The 16,578-nt window shown below is 40.5% G+C and carries 12 protein-coding genes; 6 read left to right on the top strand and 6 right to left on the bottom strand.

Annotated features, from left to right (window positions below; genetic code table 11):
• Nucleotides 1–21: 21 nt before the first annotated feature.
• Entirely contained in the window at nt 22–1,656 is a 1,635-nt protein-coding gene (locus BMX21_RS09085; RefSeq protein WP_092043588.1) for a response regulator transcription factor, read from the bottom strand.
• A 140-nt stretch (nt 1,657–1,796) separates the two neighbouring features.
• Nucleotides 1,797–2,342 (bottom strand): tetratricopeptide repeat protein, encoded by a 546-nt coding sequence (locus BMX21_RS09090; protein WP_177173984.1) that lies wholly within the window; start codon nt 2,340–2,342, stop codon nt 1,797–1,799.
• A 227-nt stretch (nt 2,343–2,569) separates the two neighbouring features.
• On the opposite strand from BMX21_RS09090, the gene BMX21_RS09095 reads away from it, so the two are divergent.
• Complete coding sequence (locus tag BMX21_RS09095) at nt 2,570–4,126, top strand: ABC-F family ATP-binding cassette domain-containing protein (RefSeq protein ID WP_022757421.1); 1,557 nt, start codon at nt 2,570–2,572, stop codon at nt 4,124–4,126.
• Between the two features lie 57 nt (nt 4,127–4,183).
• On the opposite strand, the gene BMX21_RS09100 is transcribed toward BMX21_RS09095, so the two are convergent.
• On the bottom strand, nt 4,184–4,582 hold the full coding sequence (locus BMX21_RS09100; protein WP_092043594.1) for a hypothetical protein: 399 nt from the start codon (nt 4,580–4,582) through the stop codon (nt 4,184–4,186).
• Nucleotides 4,583–5,872: 1,290 nt separating this feature from the next.
• On the opposite strand from BMX21_RS09100, the gene BMX21_RS09105 reads away from it, so the two are divergent.
• A complete protein-coding gene (locus BMX21_RS09105; protein ID WP_022756140.1) occupies nt 5,873–6,658 on the top strand; it encodes an SDR family NAD(P)-dependent oxidoreductase in 786 nt (261 codons plus the stop codon).
• A 305-nt stretch (nt 6,659–6,963) separates the two neighbouring features.
• Here the strand turns inward: BMX21_RS09105 and BMX21_RS09110 are convergent, their stop codons facing one another.
• Entirely contained in the window at nt 6,964–8,238 is a 1,275-nt protein-coding gene (locus BMX21_RS09110) for a hypothetical protein (RefSeq protein ID WP_092043597.1), read from the bottom strand.
• 396 nt (nt 8,239–8,634) lie between these two features.
• Here BMX21_RS09110 and BMX21_RS09115 point away from each other — a divergent pair, with 396 nt between their 5' ends.
• On the top strand, nt 8,635–10,407 hold the full coding sequence (locus tag BMX21_RS09115) for a glycoside hydrolase family 13 protein (protein WP_092043600.1): 1,773 nt from the start codon (nt 8,635–8,637) through the stop codon (nt 10,405–10,407).
• A 376-nt stretch (nt 10,408–10,783) separates the two neighbouring features.
• Here BMX21_RS09115 and BMX21_RS09120 read toward each other — a convergent pair whose 3' ends face one another.
• The gene (locus BMX21_RS09120) at nt 10,784–11,743 is read right to left on the bottom strand and encodes an FKBP-type peptidyl-prolyl cis-trans isomerase (protein ID WP_022756137.1); all 960 of its coding nucleotides are present in this window, start codon (nt 11,741–11,743) and stop codon (nt 10,784–10,786) included.
• A gap of 498 nt (nt 11,744–12,241) precedes the next feature.
• Between BMX21_RS09120 and BMX21_RS09125 the strand changes: the two genes are divergently transcribed.
• Nucleotides 12,242–13,492, top strand: coding sequence for a GGDEF domain-containing protein (locus tag BMX21_RS09125; protein ID WP_092043603.1), 1,251 nt, complete (start codon nt 12,242–12,244; stop codon nt 13,490–13,492).
• Here BMX21_RS09125 and BMX21_RS09130 read toward each other — a convergent pair.
• Nucleotides 13,482–14,969: a Na+/H+ antiporter NhaC family protein gene (locus tag BMX21_RS09130; protein ID WP_092043606.1), complete on the bottom strand. Its 1,488-nt coding sequence runs from the start codon at nt 14,967–14,969 to the stop codon at nt 13,482–13,484. The two genes, BMX21_RS09125 and BMX21_RS09130, sit on opposite strands and share 11 nt — an antisense overlap.
• 365 nt (nt 14,970–15,334) lie before the next feature.
• Here BMX21_RS09130 and BMX21_RS09135 point away from each other — a divergent pair, with 365 nt between their 5' ends.
• Together BMX21_RS09135 and BMX21_RS09140 are read left to right on the top strand one after the other, a co-directional pair.
• Nucleotides 15,335–15,727 carry a pyridoxamine 5'-phosphate oxidase family protein gene (locus BMX21_RS09135; protein ID WP_027204254.1) on the top strand — a complete coding sequence of 131 codons (393 nt, stop codon included), beginning with the start codon at nt 15,335–15,337 and terminating at the stop codon, nt 15,725–15,727.
• Nucleotides 15,727–16,509: a ZIP family metal transporter gene (locus tag BMX21_RS09140; protein ID WP_092043609.1), complete on the top strand. Its 783-nt coding sequence runs from the start codon at nt 15,727–15,729 to the stop codon at nt 16,507–16,509. Before BMX21_RS09135 ends, BMX21_RS09140 begins: the two co-directional genes overlap by 1 nt.
• The last annotated feature ends 69 nt before the right edge of the window (nt 16,510–16,578 follow it).

Below are 16,578 nucleotides of genomic sequence, written 5' to 3' on the forward strand. Positions count from 1 at the left end.
CTCTATATCATTTGTAGTTTATTATACTTTATCCCGATACTGTCTGGGGGTGATGTTCTGCGTCTTCTTAAAGATATAACTGAAATAGTGCGGGTCTCTATAGCCAATTTTGTAGCCGATCTCCTGCGCTTTCAGATCTGTGGTTTCAAGGAGTTCTTTGGCTTTGTCCATTCGGACTCTTGTGAGAAATTCTATGAAGGTTTCTCCGGTTTCTTTCTTAAAGACAGAGCTGAAGTGGTTGGGACTTATATTGACGCTGGCAGCTACCTGATTAAGCGATATATCCTCGTCGCTGTAATGATCATAGATATAGCTTCTTGCGCTGTTTATCAACGAACTGTATCTTGAATCACAGACTTTATCTCTCATTTCCAAGGCTTTAGAGAGTATATCGTGTATATAGTCTTTGGTCTTATCGGTATCTCCCTGTGAAGACTGCCCATCACCGATATTGCCAAGCTTTTCTGTTATCTCTTCTCTTGAATAGCCTATAGATTCAAGGAATGAAACCACTGTAAAATACAGATCCACACTTATATACTGTCTGAATATAAGTGATTGAAAGTTGCCTTTTCCTGTATTGTCAACAAAGTCTTCTACAAAATGCAGAAGTTCTTCACTGCTTCCATTGTTTAGAAAGCTTGTGACAATGCGTCTGTCAAGCTTGCCTATATCTATTTCATCCATATTTATAGGGGCAGACTCTGCAGCCTGATCTGTATTACGGTGGCCGTCAAAGACCCTGCTGGAATCATACAGGAATCTATGAGCGAAGGCTTTACTTGCAGACTCATAGCTTCTGCCCACTTCTCTGATTCTGTCTACAACACAGCCTGTGCCGGCATAATAGTTGATCCCCAACTTATCAGACATCATATCCTCAAGGTCTCCTAGAAGTCCATCCATACTATCAGCTGTCTCTTGCCTATCTCTTCCAAGGACAAGAAATACAAAAACTCCGCCAAGCTGCTCATAAACCTGTATGCCTTCTTTGGAATTGTACTTATCCCTGATAACAGAAGTGATCTTCTCGATGCTTTCACTATAACTTTCTGTTATCTGCCCTTCGCCTCTGCTTTCATCACTTACTTTGATCTGGAACATAACGATGCCATAAGCTCCGGCAGCAAGATTTATGCCAAGTGCCTTGCCCTTATTCAGGATTTCAGGCATAGAAAGAGCTCCCGCAACAAGCTGCCTGAAAAGTACACGCTTTTCAAGGATGCGGTTTTCTTCACGTTCTTTTTTATACCTTTCCATAAATCTGAGCTGATCCTGCTCAGCTTTTATACCATCAGAAACCTTGCCGATGGCTTCAAGAAGCTGGGCGCCTGAAATAGGCTTTAGAAGGTAATCTGTAACACCTATGCTGATCGCTTCACGAGCATATTGAAAGTCATCATAACCGCTTAAGATTATGATCCTTGTAGAGGGCAATTCCTTTTTGATAAGGCGGCTAAGTTCCAGGCCGTCCATAAAAGGCATCCTTATATCTGTTATGACTATGTCGGGCTTTAGATCCCTTATCATGGGATATGCAAGCTCTCCATCACCTGCTTCTCCGACGAACTTATAGCCCTCGGCAGACCAGTCAATGTTGCTCCTTATGCCCTCCCTCATAACAATTTCATCTTCTACCAAAAATACGCTGATCATGTAAAACTCCCCCAAAGCTCCCCTTAGTATTTCGTTATCGTTTTTTCACTTGTAAAGCTCAGCCCCTGGCAGAGGCGATTGCATGGGGCTGAGCTTTACAAGTGGAAAGATTTTGATAATATAAATCTTTATAGTTAAATTTAATCTTCAAGTAGCTCCATAACCTTTATGACTACTCCAGCTTTCTCGCAGCCTTGATCTGCTGCTTTATGGAGCCAGAACATACTTTCTTTCTGGCCTTCTTCTGTTTCAAGGCTATCATAGTACTGGGCCAGTCTGTAGGAAGAAAGCCATAATCCCTTTTCAGAACAGCCTTTTAAGAGAGATAATCCCTTCTCCAAATCTTTGGCGGTGCCCCAACCGTTCATATACAGATCTGCCATTTCATTTTGTGCATAAATATCTCCGGAATCCGCAAGTGCCTTGATACTATCAAAGAGTTCCTTTATAGTTGCTGTAAATTCGTGGGACTGTGGATCGAAAAAGTATGCTGTATTGAGCCTTGCAAGTAAATCTCCGGCTTCGGCTCCTTTAGAAAGCAGCTTACCTGCCAGGACATCATCCGGAAAATCGATATCGCCAAGGCCCAGGGCATAATAGAGCGCAAGAAAGTACATCGCTCTCCCATCACCTTGCTGCGCCAGAGAAAGAAATATATTAAAAGCCTCTTTTAAGTTGCCTTTCATAAACATCTCTTCTGCGTTTGTCATATCCAAATTTTACCACATTCTAAAGAGGCCTGCCATAAAATGTGTTATCTCCCGGCTCTCTATCATATTCTTTTACATGCCGCATCTTAACTATGTTTTTGTTTTTTGTCCATCCTATATATTAGTCACAATATTCTTGCATAATATTCACAATTCCGATATTATAAACAAGCAGTTTTTTAATAAAAGATTTGAGGATTATAATGAGTATTTTAAATGTTGAACACTTGTCACATGGTTTTGGTGACAGAGCGATTTTTGAAGATGTATCTTTTAGGCTCCTTAAGGGCGAGCATATAGGCCTTGTTGGAGCTAATGGTGAGGGTAAGTCAACCTTCATGAATATCATTACAGGATCACTCCAGCCTGATGAAGGTAAAGTTGAGTGGTCTAAGAATGTTAAGGCCGGATATCTTGACCAGCATGCGGTTCTTGAAAGCGGCATGACTATTGGAAGCGTTCTTCACAGCGCTTTTGACCCTCTCTACCAGACTGAGCAGCATATTACTGAGCTTTATGAGAAGATGGCAGAGGTTGACGAAGCCACAATGACAGAATACCTCGATGAAGCCGGTATGCTTCAGGAATATCTGACCAATCACGACTTTTATATGATAGATTCCAAGGTTGAAGAGGTTGCAAGGGCTCTTGGTCTTCTGGATCTTGGCCTTGATAAGGATGTTACAGAGCTTTCAGGAGGTCAGAGAACAAAGGTTCTCCTTGGTAAGCTTCTTTTGGAGAAGCCTGATATCCTGCTTCTGGACGAGCCTACCAACTATCTGGATGTTGAGCATATCAACTGGCTTCAGCGCTATCTTCAGGAATACGAGAATGCTTTTATCCTTATATCTCATGATATTCCATTCCTTAACAGTGTCATCAATATCATCTATCACATGGAAGGTTGCAAACTTTCCAGATATGTAGGTGACTATGACCACTTCCAGGAAGTATATGAGATGCAGAAAGCTCAGAATGAGGCTGCATACAAGAGACAGCAGCAAGAGATAGCCCAGCTCAAAGACTTCGTTGCAAGGAATAAAGCCCGCGTATCCACAAGAAACATGGCTATGTCAAGGCAGAAGAAGCTTGATAAGATGGAGCTTATCCAGAAAACTGCCGAAAAACCAAAGCCAGAATTTAACTTCCTTACCGCAAGAACTCCCGGTAAGTACCTCTTTAAAGCCAAGAATCTTATCATAGGATATGATTCACCACTTTCCAAAGAGCTAAATCTTGAAATGGAAAGAGGCGGCAAGATAGTACTGACAGGTGCCAATGGTATCGGTAAGTCAACTCTTCTAAAGAGTATACTTGGTATAATCAAGCCTCTGCAGGGAACTGTAGAACTTGGAGACTATCTTGAGATTGGATATTTCGAGCAGGAGACAGATCCTAATATCCAGACTACCTGCCTTGAAGAGATATGGAACGAATTCCCCGGATTCAATCAGTACGAGGTACGTTCCGCCCTTGCCAAGTGTGGCCTTACATCAGACCATATCGAAAGTAAAGTCAAGGTATTATCAGGAGGCGAGCAGGCCAAGGTCAGACTTTGCAAGCTCATAAACCATCCATCAAACCTTCTGGTACTGGACGAGCCTACAAACCATCTGGATGTCGATGCCAAAGACGAGCTAAGACGCGCCCTCAAAGAATATCCCGGCAGCATCCTTATGGTATGCCACGAACCGGACTTCTATAAATCCTTTGCAACGCAGGTTTGGAACTGCGCTGAATGGACAACCAAGACTATATAATAATAACAACCCAGGTCGCATAGACTTGGGTTGTTTTATTATACTGATCAGAGACTGTTATATCATCTTGTCAACCAAGAACAATGCGCCTCTTGACAATGCAAACATACAAGCAATCGTGCATACACTCATACCCCAGAACTTAACAGCGCTGTATCCAAAGCTTTTCCAGCACCCAGCAATCCTGAAAAGTGCAATAAGATAAAATGCCAGAAACGGCGTAGTAACCAAATATAATATCTGAAACGAAAAAAGAAAGAAAATAAACATCCCAGTCATCGTACCTGCCCACAGTTTGAGCAGTGAATCCTTGGGATGCTTGTCTGTAATCTCAAGCGTCTTAAGCGCTATCTCATCTACGTCCATAAATATCTTCTTAAAATTGATGGTAAAACGTCCCTTATGATCCTTTATGGACATTGCTTCATAATCAACATCGTCTCCCCAGTTCCCCATATTTTTGCTCCTATCCTTTCTTGCAATTATTCATTAAGTATAGAACTCAAACTTCGCACTTGCCAAACATACGCCACCCTCTGAGGCAGAGCCGATGCGGCCCGTTTATAATACATTTTCGTATCTTGAAGGTGTTATAATTCAAGGACATAGAAATACATCCATGTATTTCTATACATGTCTAGTTACATCCTGTAACCGGGCAAGATATCTGGATCTTTATATTCTAGGGTCCAAACTCGCTTCGCTCAGACAGGTGAACCCTAAGAAGAATATAAAGATCCAGATATCTCGCTCCTGAATTTAATAACACCTTCAAAAGATACGAAAATGTATTATAAACGGGCCGCATCGGCTCTGCCTCAGAGGGTGGCGTATGTTTGGCAAGTGCGAAGTTTGAATATAGAATTAGTATAACAGCTATACGCCAGGCAAATCCCCTCGATTATTGCTCTTAACTTACTATTTAGAACTTTTTTATTATATCTTCCCTCCATAGCAGTACAGTATATTCAAAGGTTATGCAGGGGTACGTGAACCACGGGCGGGCAGAATATAGATAATTGCCACGCATTTTAACAATTTTATATAATTCATGAGCTTGATAGATGGAGTTTTTTATTCTGCCAAGGGTCCACATGTCTGAGCGAAGCGAGTTTGGACCCTAGAATAAAAAGCTCCAGCTATCATGCCATGAATTTATAAAATGGTTAATGCGTGGCAATTATCTATATTCTGCCCGCCCGTGGTTCACGTACCCCCTGCATGGCCTTTGAATATACTGTACTGCCCTATACGAGACGTTTGAGTCTTTTAGCTGGCTTTACTTCTTGGGATGACGTAAGGATCTCCTGTTTCGGGATCTGTTATTATGGAACTTTCACTCCTCGTGTGAAAATATGTTATGCTTTCTTTAGTTAGCCAGAACTAACTTGCATATAATCTCATATAATTACTTTGGTGTCAATATAATATTGCAAAATTTATATTTTTATAAGGGGACAGTTTAAGTTTTGTTTACTAAAAATATATATTGCATACAATTCATTACAGTGATATATTGTAATTAATTGATTGCACGCAACCATTCCACAAATTGATCATGCAGATTAGTCAAACAAAGGATTTATAGGATGTATTTCTATATCCGTTTACAGGATGTAAACAGGATATGTTAAGAAATACAGGGATGTATTTCTATATCCGTTTACACGATGTAAACAGGATATGTCCAGAAATACAGGGATGTATTTCTATATCCCATAAAAAAATAAGGAAGGACGTGATTTTATGAACAACAATAACAACAATATTTTCGATCTTACAGGTAGAGTAGCACTTGTAACAGGCTGCTCCACAGGACTTGGAGTACAGATGGCCAAGGCGCTTGCCCGTCAAGGTGCCAGTATCGTAGCGCTTGCAAGAAGGCAGGAACTTATCGATCAAGTAGCTAAGGAGATTCACGAACAATATGGGGTTGATACTCTGGCTGTAAGATGTGATATAACAGATACCAAAATGGTTGAAGATGCTGTAGACAAGGTTTTAGAGCACTTTGGCAAGATAGATATTCTTATCAACAATGCAGGAACAGGCGCTGTAGCACCTGCTGAAGATATCACCGACGAGCAGTTCTCCAATGAGCTTAATATAGACCTCTTTGGAACCTTTAAGGTTGCAAGAGCTGTTGCCAAGAAGGCTATGATCCCTGCCGGCTTTGGAAGGATCATTAATATCGCATCCATGTACGGACTTGTGGGCAACAAAATTGCTCCTTCTTCACCATATCATGCAGCAAAGGGCGGCGTTGTCAATCTTACAAGAGCTCTTGCATGTGAATGGGGCAAGCACGGCATTACAGTCAATTCCATATGCCCAGGCTATTTCTACACACCACTTACCCAAGAAACCTTGGATTCTGATTTCTTCAAGGAATATGCAAAATCAGCAATTCCTATGGAACGATACGGTGTAGAAGGCGAGCTTGATGCTGCTGCCTGCTTCCTGGCATCTCCTGCTGCAAGCTATGTAACCGGCATAGCACTTCCTGTTGACGGCGGATATACCAGCATGTAATTCTATACCGGTACTATAATTATCCACATAAAAAAATGTCCTTTTCTTAAGTAGTTTACTATAAATATCTGAGCGCTTTACCAACACCTCCAAAGCGCCGGATATTTGAAAAGGACATTTTTATATTTTACTAAAACTTCATAGACCCTTGCATTGTCTTACCGGGGATTATATCCATTCTTCTTTTAACAAAGCTATTGGGAAGTTCAAAAAGTGCATATGCTATCAGTCGTTAGCAAAAAAGATTGTATAGCATATCTTCTGACTTAAATCAATTCAATTTATCACTCTAATACCTAAGCTAATTATGCATTAACTTTAGTATCAACAAACCTAAAGCCATAATACTTGGTTTCAGGTTCTTCTATTCTTGATTCGCCGAGTACTGTTCCATCAGATGCTACCTGTCTTGCAGGGATTACGATCTGCTCTTTTGAGTGACCATTCTTCGCATCGATATAGTTAACATTGATTGTAAGATCAGGTCGCTTATCAATCTCTTCGATGACGAAATCTGCAAAGCTTACATACTCACCTGCATCAATGTCTACTGTTGCACCATAAGCTGCCTCCCTGATAGCCTTTGCAGCGTTAAGGTTGAACTTATAGTAATCATTAACAGGTGCTACTGTAGATACCTCTGTTGAAGATTGTACGCCGCTTGCATCTACTACTGCAAGAACTGTTTCATTCTCGTTAGAAGAAGGCTCAACACCAGGCTGAACTGGCTCAACTACTACTTCTTTTTTAACTGCATCGTATTTTACCAGATAAATTGTACCATAGTTGTAATAAGATACAGGATAATCTGTGCCATCTATAGTTTTATAAGAATATGAACTTTTGAGTGTAATATTAATTGTCCATGTTCCATGCTCAGCATCGTATTTCAAAGCTACTTTATCAATAGCATCGAATGTACCAAGCTGAGGATCAACATATGCAACTGCGTTTGCAGGATCGTCACAGTCAGTAGCTACAGGAACTGTAACAGCCGCTTCAATATTCTTACCATCAAGAACTTCTGTATTAGTAGAATTTAAAGATACAAAATATATAGTAGCCTCAGCTGATTCCTCATCAGCTTCAAGCGGAATTCTATTGTCTGTAGTATTAGCTATTATCTCTGTTCTTCCCTGAAGAACATCTTCATCTTCAAGTGAAGAATCGGTGATTGTTATATGAGCATTCCCTTCTGCCAAAGGATCTATTGGTGCTTCTCCTTCTTCTCTGTCATCAGCATACTCTGTAGCCAGCTTCTGATTTTCGGGATCTACATAGCGCTCTCCCATTTCGATTTCCTCTGCTGTCTCTTTTGCAAATTCATCCATATCAGATTTAGTATATTCCTCATATATAGCTGTCTCTGATTCTGTCTGCTGCTCATCAGGATTACCAAGTATTTCCTTTTCATTTTCTGTAGCTGCCTGCTCATCAACGGTTACTACAACTGTAGCCTGTTCGTCACATGTGCATACTCCGCCTTCGGCAGCAAATGCTGTCATTGATCCCCCAAGGGTCATTGTCATTACTGTTGTAATGATCATAAGTTTTTTTAGAATTGATGTTCTTTTACTCATACTTTCCTCCCTAGAACGAAAAAAATAGTTTAATGCCGGAATTATTCATATCATCCCAGGCACGAAAGCCATAATATCAGCTTAAATAAGGCTTGTGTGACTTTTGCGACGAATTGACAAAAATATGGGATGAAATGCATTCCTCCTATAAAAAAGCTGCTCATAGAAGAATACTCCCACAAAAAATAAGACCCTTAGGACTCTTTGCGGCTACCTGTTGCTGCATATATATGGATGTTAAAAAGTTCTGGTTGATTTTATTTACAGAGTAGTGTATATTGCTTTTAAGGAAAACGTTTTCCGTGATGCATGTTTTTATGTGTCTTTTTGATAACGGATTATTTTTCCCAGAAACACGTATCTGTTATAAGCAATACTTATATTAGGAGAATCAACATGAATTTAGGAGCAATATATCACCGTACATCAGATCAGTACTGTTACTGCCTCGATACAGACAGCCTTGTTATAAATATTAAGACCGGCTATGACATCGACCATGTCTATATTATCCATGGTGATCCCTATGAAGCCGGTATTATGGGCGGATGTGAGAGATGGAGCGGCAGACGTGAAGAGATCTGCTTTAAGAAAAGTCTCAAAGATCATATATGGTGGACTACAACTCTTTTCCCGGAATATAAGAGATGTAAATACTACTTCGAGCTACACTGCGGCGATGAGTGCATGTACTATTTCGAAGACGGCTTCTATACTGAAGATGAAATGAATCAGGATGGCAAGGCTCTCTCCTATTTCATAATGCCGTGGATGAATCCGTGTGATGTATTTGTTACTCCTTCCTGGGTCAATGATACTGTATGGTATCAGATATTCCCAGAGAGATTTTGTAACGGTGATCACTCTTTAGATCCTGATGACGTACTTGACTGGGAATACAAAGAGACAGGATTTAGAGACTTCTACGGCGGCGATATAAAGGGCATCCGTGACAAGATTCCTTATCTTAAAGACCTTGGAATCACCGGAATATATTTAAATCCGGTATTTGAATCAAAATCAAATCATAAATATAATACCAGGGACTATAAGAAAGTCGATAGTCACTTTGGTACCAATGATGACCTTAGAGCACTTGTTGATGAGGCGCATGCTGCTGGTATCCGTGTCATGCTGGATGCAGTTTTTAATCATACAGGATCGGACCATCCGATGTGGATAGATGTCCTTGAAAATGGAGAAAAGTCCAGATATGCCAGCTGGTATATGGTTAATAAGTGGCCTGTTGAGACCGGACGCGATACAAGAGATGGCCGTTTTTATTCTTTTGCCTTTGCAGAGCATATGCCAAAGCTCAACACCAGCAATCCCGAAGTTGTAGACTATCTTCTTGATATCATAAGATTCTGGATTGATACATTTGATATAGACGGTCTTAGATTTGATGTGGGCAATGAGGTATCGCACTCTTTTTTAAGAGCTGTACGATACATGACTAAGCGCATGAAAGATGACTTCTACCTTCTTGGCGAGATCTGGCATGATTCTGTAAACTGGCTTCGCGGAGATGAGTACGATGCAGTTATGAACTATCCCCTTGCCAGTGCCATATCAGATTTCTGGATCTATAAGGATAGGGATAAACGCAGCTTTGAATATGACATCAACAGATGCTTTACCATGTACTATTCACAGGTCAATGACGTACTTTTTAATCTTCTGGACTCGCATGATACTAACAGACTCCTTGATAAGGTGCACGGCGATATAGATGTATTCTATCAGCAACTGGCGATTCTGTTTACAATGCCGGGAAGTCCATGCATCTACTATGGCACCGAGGTTGCAATGGAAGGCGGATTCGATCCCGACTGCCGCAGATGTATGCCTTGGGATCAGATAGATAGCGGTCTTAGAGACGCAGAGCTAAGCACTATGAAAGCTCTTATTGCTATGAGGAAGAGTACCCCTGCCTGCAAGAGCAGGAACTTCCACTTCCCCAATGATATCAAGGAAAAACGCGTTATCTCTTATCTTAAACTTGATGAATCAGGGACTATTGCAGTATATCTTAACTGCGAAGAAGATGATGTAACTATACCTATATCAGCAGGATCTGAAGTCTTATTTACACGCAAATGGGATGGTTCTGATAAAGATGGGACTGGAGTACTTGGTAGTAAAGGTGTTCTTATTGTGAGGGTATGAGTAAAAGCTAAACGACCGCATAACAGCATTAAGAAGTAACGAAAATGGACAGCTTAAGAGGTATGATGAAAGGCTAAACGACCACATAGAAGCGTGAAAAAGAGCCCTAATAAATATACCCTAGGACTCTTTTTTACACCTTTCACTCAGGCTTCTTCGATCACAAATCCCATCCCGTTTTTGATATACGGAAGGTATTTTAGGTTCATCCGGTACTATCTGCCCTATGACATTGACATATGAAAATTTTTTTCATATTTTGATCGTTGTCGTAAGTGAGTTATTATTAGGCACAAAAAAAGGATTTAAGTTCTTATAACCTAAATCCTTTTTTCATATAAAAATGAGGTAGATGTCATTAAATATAATTGACTTATCAGTCCTCAATACTTACAAGTTCGATCTGGAAATTAAGTGCCTTGCCTGCAAGTTCGTGGTTGGCGTCAAGAGTGATAGTCTCTTCATCCTTGGCCTTAACAACTACAGGGAATGCTCTGCCTGCAGGATCCTGAAGGAATACCTTCTGTCCTATGTTAAGATTCTCAGATCCCGGAAGTTCTGTGATATTGAGTGTAAAGATGTTGGAAGCATCACGAACTCCGTAAGCTTCTTCAGGCTCAAGATGTACATTAACACTCTGGCCTACTTCCATATTAACTACAGCCTTATCAAATCCCTCGATCATCATACCTGTACCGCAGATGAAATCAAGTGTCTGACCTCTGTCATAAGATGAATCGAACTGTGTTCCGTCATCAAGTGTTCCTTTATAATGAACGCTTACCTTCTTGCCGGCATTAGGTCCCTCGAAGATAACAGGTCTTGGGCCACCGCAACCGCCGCAGCCACCACAGCCGCCTTCACTGCTGCCACATCCTCCGCAGCCCTCTTCTTCGTCGCCGCATCCGCCGCAGCCTTCATCACTGCCACATCCGCCGCAACCAGACTCTTCGCCGCTTGCTTCGTCTTCATGATGACCACAGCTGTGCTCTTCTCCCTCTTCATGGTGATGATCACAGTTAACGCCCTTAGATTCAAGCTCTCCGTTAAGATATGCGTATACAGCAGCATCTGCATCGCCTTCTGCGCCGGATATAACTTCGATTCCAGCGCTTGTAAGTGCATCAAGTGCTCCCTGTCCAAGTCCTCCGCAGATAAGCTTCTCTACCTTCTGCTCAGCAAGAAGTCCTGCAAGAGACTCATGTCCAAGTCCCTCATTGCCAATAACTGTGCTGGCTACTACTTTATCATCCTCGATCTCATAGATCTTAAACTCTTCAGTTTTTCCAAAATGCTGAAAAATGTCGCCTCCGGCATATGTAACCGCTAACTTCATATATATGATCTCCTATTCTATTATTCTTTTATTTAGATTCAAATACAGTGCATCTTTGCCATTTTACTATGAAAAAAGAATTATAGCAAATACCGTATATATTCTTTTTTATGTTCACTTTAAGACACCCTATTAGCAAGTTTTCCTTATATATGGCAATGACAGGGGGAGGAGTTTTAACTTTTTTATAATATGACGTAAGGGTCAAAAGTCATTTCGATTCGAGCTTGCTCGAAATCGAATATGAATTTATGACCCGCCAAACATGAGCAAAGTAGCACGTAGTGCGGATTTGCGAATGTTTAAGGATTGTGAGAGTTTCGAAGAAACGGAACAATCCGGTAGTCATATGGTGTCAAAAGGAACTTTTGACACCTACCTCATAATATCCTCTTTTGAACCAATTTTTAACATGGTTAACAAATACACTTTTTTGGTCGAAAAATAATAATAGATCATGAATTTTGAATCGTCAGATATTTGAACAGGAGATGTCCCATGAAGCTAAGATTCGATCCTTTTTTTCATTATTTATTTAAGCATAAAAGCTCTGATATCATAGCATCTATCACAGCTCAGAACATATATTGCATAAGTCTTATCGCTATAGTCAATTTCTTTATTGAACTTTATTTTTCACTATGGAATTACAGTATCATGATACTCCATCCGGAGATTCCACACCTATATATCGTGATAAGGCTCAATTCTTGCGTTATGATGATGCTCATATCTGCAATAGTCTTCTTGTACCTTATCAGTTATAGAAATAAAGTCAGCGGCAATGTAAAAAAAATCTGCTTCGTCCTGCTTGCATATTCCATTATAGAGATAGCCTTTGGTATCTATATCTCTGTCTATGACCTTCTTCTTGGCGGCAACTCATATGTCTTTTTTATCATGACTCTTTGCGTTTTTGGAATACTAGTCATCAATCCATACGGATCCATAACTCTTAGTATCATCTCCCTTGTTTGTTTCTATCTGGTACTCATTCCGGTTTATGATGTAGAATATTCGGACGTTCTAAATATGACGGAGTATTTCTTTTTTATAAATTTTATAAGTGTTATCAGATACTACCTGACCTGTACCTGGTACGAGAATCATTTCGAACTAAAGAGAGTCAATGAAGAACTTACTCTGGCCAAAGAGCGGTTGGAAGAAAGCAATGAAATGCTTCATTCCATAAGTTTCTATGACGAACTAAGCTGTGTTAAGAACAGAAATGCTCTTAGGGCTGACTGGTCTGAATACAACGGACATATATTAAGTGTAATGATGATGGATATTGATGATTTCAAGTACTTCAACGACACATTTGGTCACACTGTAGGTGATAACGTTATCAGAGAAGTAGCAAGGCTTCTTAGCAAGTATTTTGGCATAGAACACTGCTACAGGATAGGCGGCGATGAATTCCTCATCATATCGGGATATGGCAAAAAAAGCTTTGAAGAAAGAATCTCCTCTCTAAGAAAAGACCTGACAAAATTCAGGATTAAAGAAGCAGATGTCTCACCAACGATCAGCTGCGGTATCTACAGAGGTGTCTGCGACTATGAGAATGATCTTAGGGTTCTAAAAGACATGGCTGACGAGCTTCTATACAAAATCAAGAAGACAGGAAAAGACAGCTTTATGTTCAAAGCCGATCCTCTCCTTCCAACAGGTGATATTGATATTGACGACAGTTCCATAAGCTTAAAAAGCGCAATGGAATCAAAGATCAATAACTCTATCTCTTGATTGCAAACTTATATATGCAGAATAGCTCCATCACAAGAACCAACACTGCAACTGGAAAAGCTATAACAAAGCTTTTTGTAAAACCTGCAATAAGATATCCTACAGAAGATGCAACTATTACAGGTATCTGATACTGAATCTGTGAGCTAACATGATCTATATGATTACAGTCGGCGCCTGAACTTGACATTATAGTCGTATCAGAGATTGGAGATATATGATCTCCTGTTACGCCTCCTGCAAGGCAGGCCGCTATACCTATAAGCAGCATCTGCTGATCAGATGATAGCATCGCTACAGTTACAGGCACCATGATGGCAAAAGTCCCCCAGCTGGTTCCTGATGAGAAGGACACGAATACAGATATAAGGAACAGGAATATCGGAATAAGAGGATATACGCTGCCGGCTCCCTGCATCACTGAGTTTATGAATACGTCTGCGCCAAGGCCTCCTATCATACCTTTTAGTGTCCAGGCCAGAACCAGTATTATCATAAACGGAACCATAAGCGTAGATCCTGTAGGTATGCAGTCCATATAATCCTTAAATGACATAACTTTTCTTGGAAGATAAAGGCATGCACAAAAAAGGATAGTAAGGAGCGATGCAAATACAAGACTTTTTGCTGATTCGCAGTTTGCAAAGCATTCTACAAGGCTTGTTCCGCCTGCCAGATATCCGGTATAGATCATAGCTGATATAGCTGTAACTATGAGAAAAGCCATGGGAAGTACCAAATCTATGACCGCACCTTTCATTCCGGCAGAATCTGCCGATTCACTGCTTCTTTTACCGGCGCTTATGTCAGGCTGTCCATCCTCTACTACTTTTTCATATTTTCTCATAATCCCATAGTCGAATCCTAATACAGATGTCCCAAATACCATAATAAGGGTAAGAAGAGCATAGAAATTAAAAGGTATCGCTCTTACGAACATACTAAAACCATTAATAGGATATCCTTCCGGAATATATGAATTAATTGCTGCTGCCCATGACGATATAGGCGCCAGAATACACACAGGTGCAGCTGTTGCATCTATTATGTATGCAAGCTTGGCCCTTGAAACTTTAAACTTATCTGTAACAGGCATCATAACGGAACCTACTGTAAGGCAGTTAAATCCATCATCCATGAATATAAGTACTCCAAGAAGACTTGTAGCGATCAAAGATGACTTTTTATTCTTCAGATTCCTATATGCCCATTCTCCGTATGCATTGGTTCCACCACTCATCTGCATGAGCCTTACAACTATACTGATAAGAATCAGGAATATTATGATGGTAAGATCTACATTTGAAACCATGGTATCAAGAAAAACTCCAAAAGCTTCCCATGGATGAGGACCTGCTATAAAAAAAGCTCCTGTCGTAACTCCTACAAACAAAGCAAGATAGGCCTGCTTGGTTATAAGTGCAAGTATTATAGCTATAATCGGTGGAAGAAGTGACACCCAGGTACCATAGAACATAAAAGTCCTCCTTATGACCCAATGCGTAATATACGAACAACAGCTGCAAAATAGATATTAAAACCCAATTTGAACCATTAGTCACTCGCGACATGAATTTAAAAATGATCAATAAAATAAATAATTCTTATTATGTGTCTAAGTAAAGATCATCTGTATATTTAATTCTATTATATTGCGCTCAATTTTTCAATTGATATACACGTATTTTTGTAACATCTATGACTTTTTTTAATCATGTGTAATGATATATAATAAATACGGATAGCCTGTAACAGGCTATAGCAAAACCTTCCGATAGATACAGACTATAAACAGGCACAATTTTATATAACTAAGGAGGCTATAATATGTCAACAACACCAATTGAAGAAGTAAGAGAATTCCTTCACAGCGCTCAGACCTACTACCTTGCAACGGTAGATGGTGACCAGCCAAGAGTAAGACCTTTTGGAACCGCTGAGATATTCGAGGGCAAGCTTTATATCCAGACTGGTAAGAAAAAAGATGTCTTCAAACAGTTAGAGAAAAACCCAAAAGCCGAGATCTGCGCCTTTAAGGACGGACAATGGCTCAGAGTAGAAGGCAAGCTCGTCTACGACAACCGCATCGAAGCAGAAACAGATATGCTTGATAAAAATCCCGGTCTAAAGAATATGTACGCCCCGGGAGACGGCAATACTGCTGTTCTGTATTTTGATGGAGGAAAAGCTACTTTCTCATCATTTACAGCGCCTGCGCGCACAGTTGAGTTCTGATGAACAATCAGCTATTAATAGGCGTACTGGTACCATTTTTAGGTACCGCATTTGGTTCTGCCATGGTCTTTTTCATGAAAAAAGAACTGAGTGAAAAGCTAAATCATGCACTGGAAGGCTTTGCTGCCGGTGTCATGGTAGCTGCATCAATATGGAGTCTTATAATCCCTGCAATGGAGCAATCCGCTTCTATGGGTAAGCTATCGTTCATACCCGCAGTTGCAGGCTTCTGGATCGGTATCCTGTTCTTACTATGTCTTGATGAGCTGATTCCTCATCTTCATATGAACAGCGATGAACCGGAAGGTATGAAAGCCAATTTCAAAAAGACAACCATGATGGTACTTGCAGTTACACTTCACAACATACCTGAAGGTATGGCTGTAGGTGTCGTATATGCAGGATGGCTTACAGGTACAAGCGGTATCACTGCTGCCGGTGCTCTTGCACTAGCTCTTGGTATTGCTATTCAGAACTTCCCTGAGGGCGCTATCATATCAATGCCCCTTAGAAGTAAAGGCGAGTCCAGAACAAGGGCATTTATAAGCGGCGTTCTCTCAGGTCTTGTAGAACCTATAGGGACTATCATCACTATCCTTCTTGCAGGACTTATAGTTCCGGTTCTTCCATATCTTCTGTGCTTTGCGGCAGGAGCTATGATGTATGTAGTAGTCGAGGAGCTGGTTCCGGAGATGGCATCCGGCAAGCATACTAATGTAAGTACAGTTATGTTCGCTTTGGGATTCACACTGATGATGACACTGGATGTCGCACTAGGATAAAATAAAAGCTATCACCTGGCAGGCTTGTTCCTTCCTGGCGATAGCTTTTTTACTCAAGTTTTCCTACTA

The sequence above is a fragment of the Butyrivibrio sp. TB genome, from assembly GCF_900110805.1.
Lineage (GTDB): Bacteria > Bacillota > Clostridia > Lachnospirales > Lachnospiraceae > Butyrivibrio > Butyrivibrio fibrisolvens_C.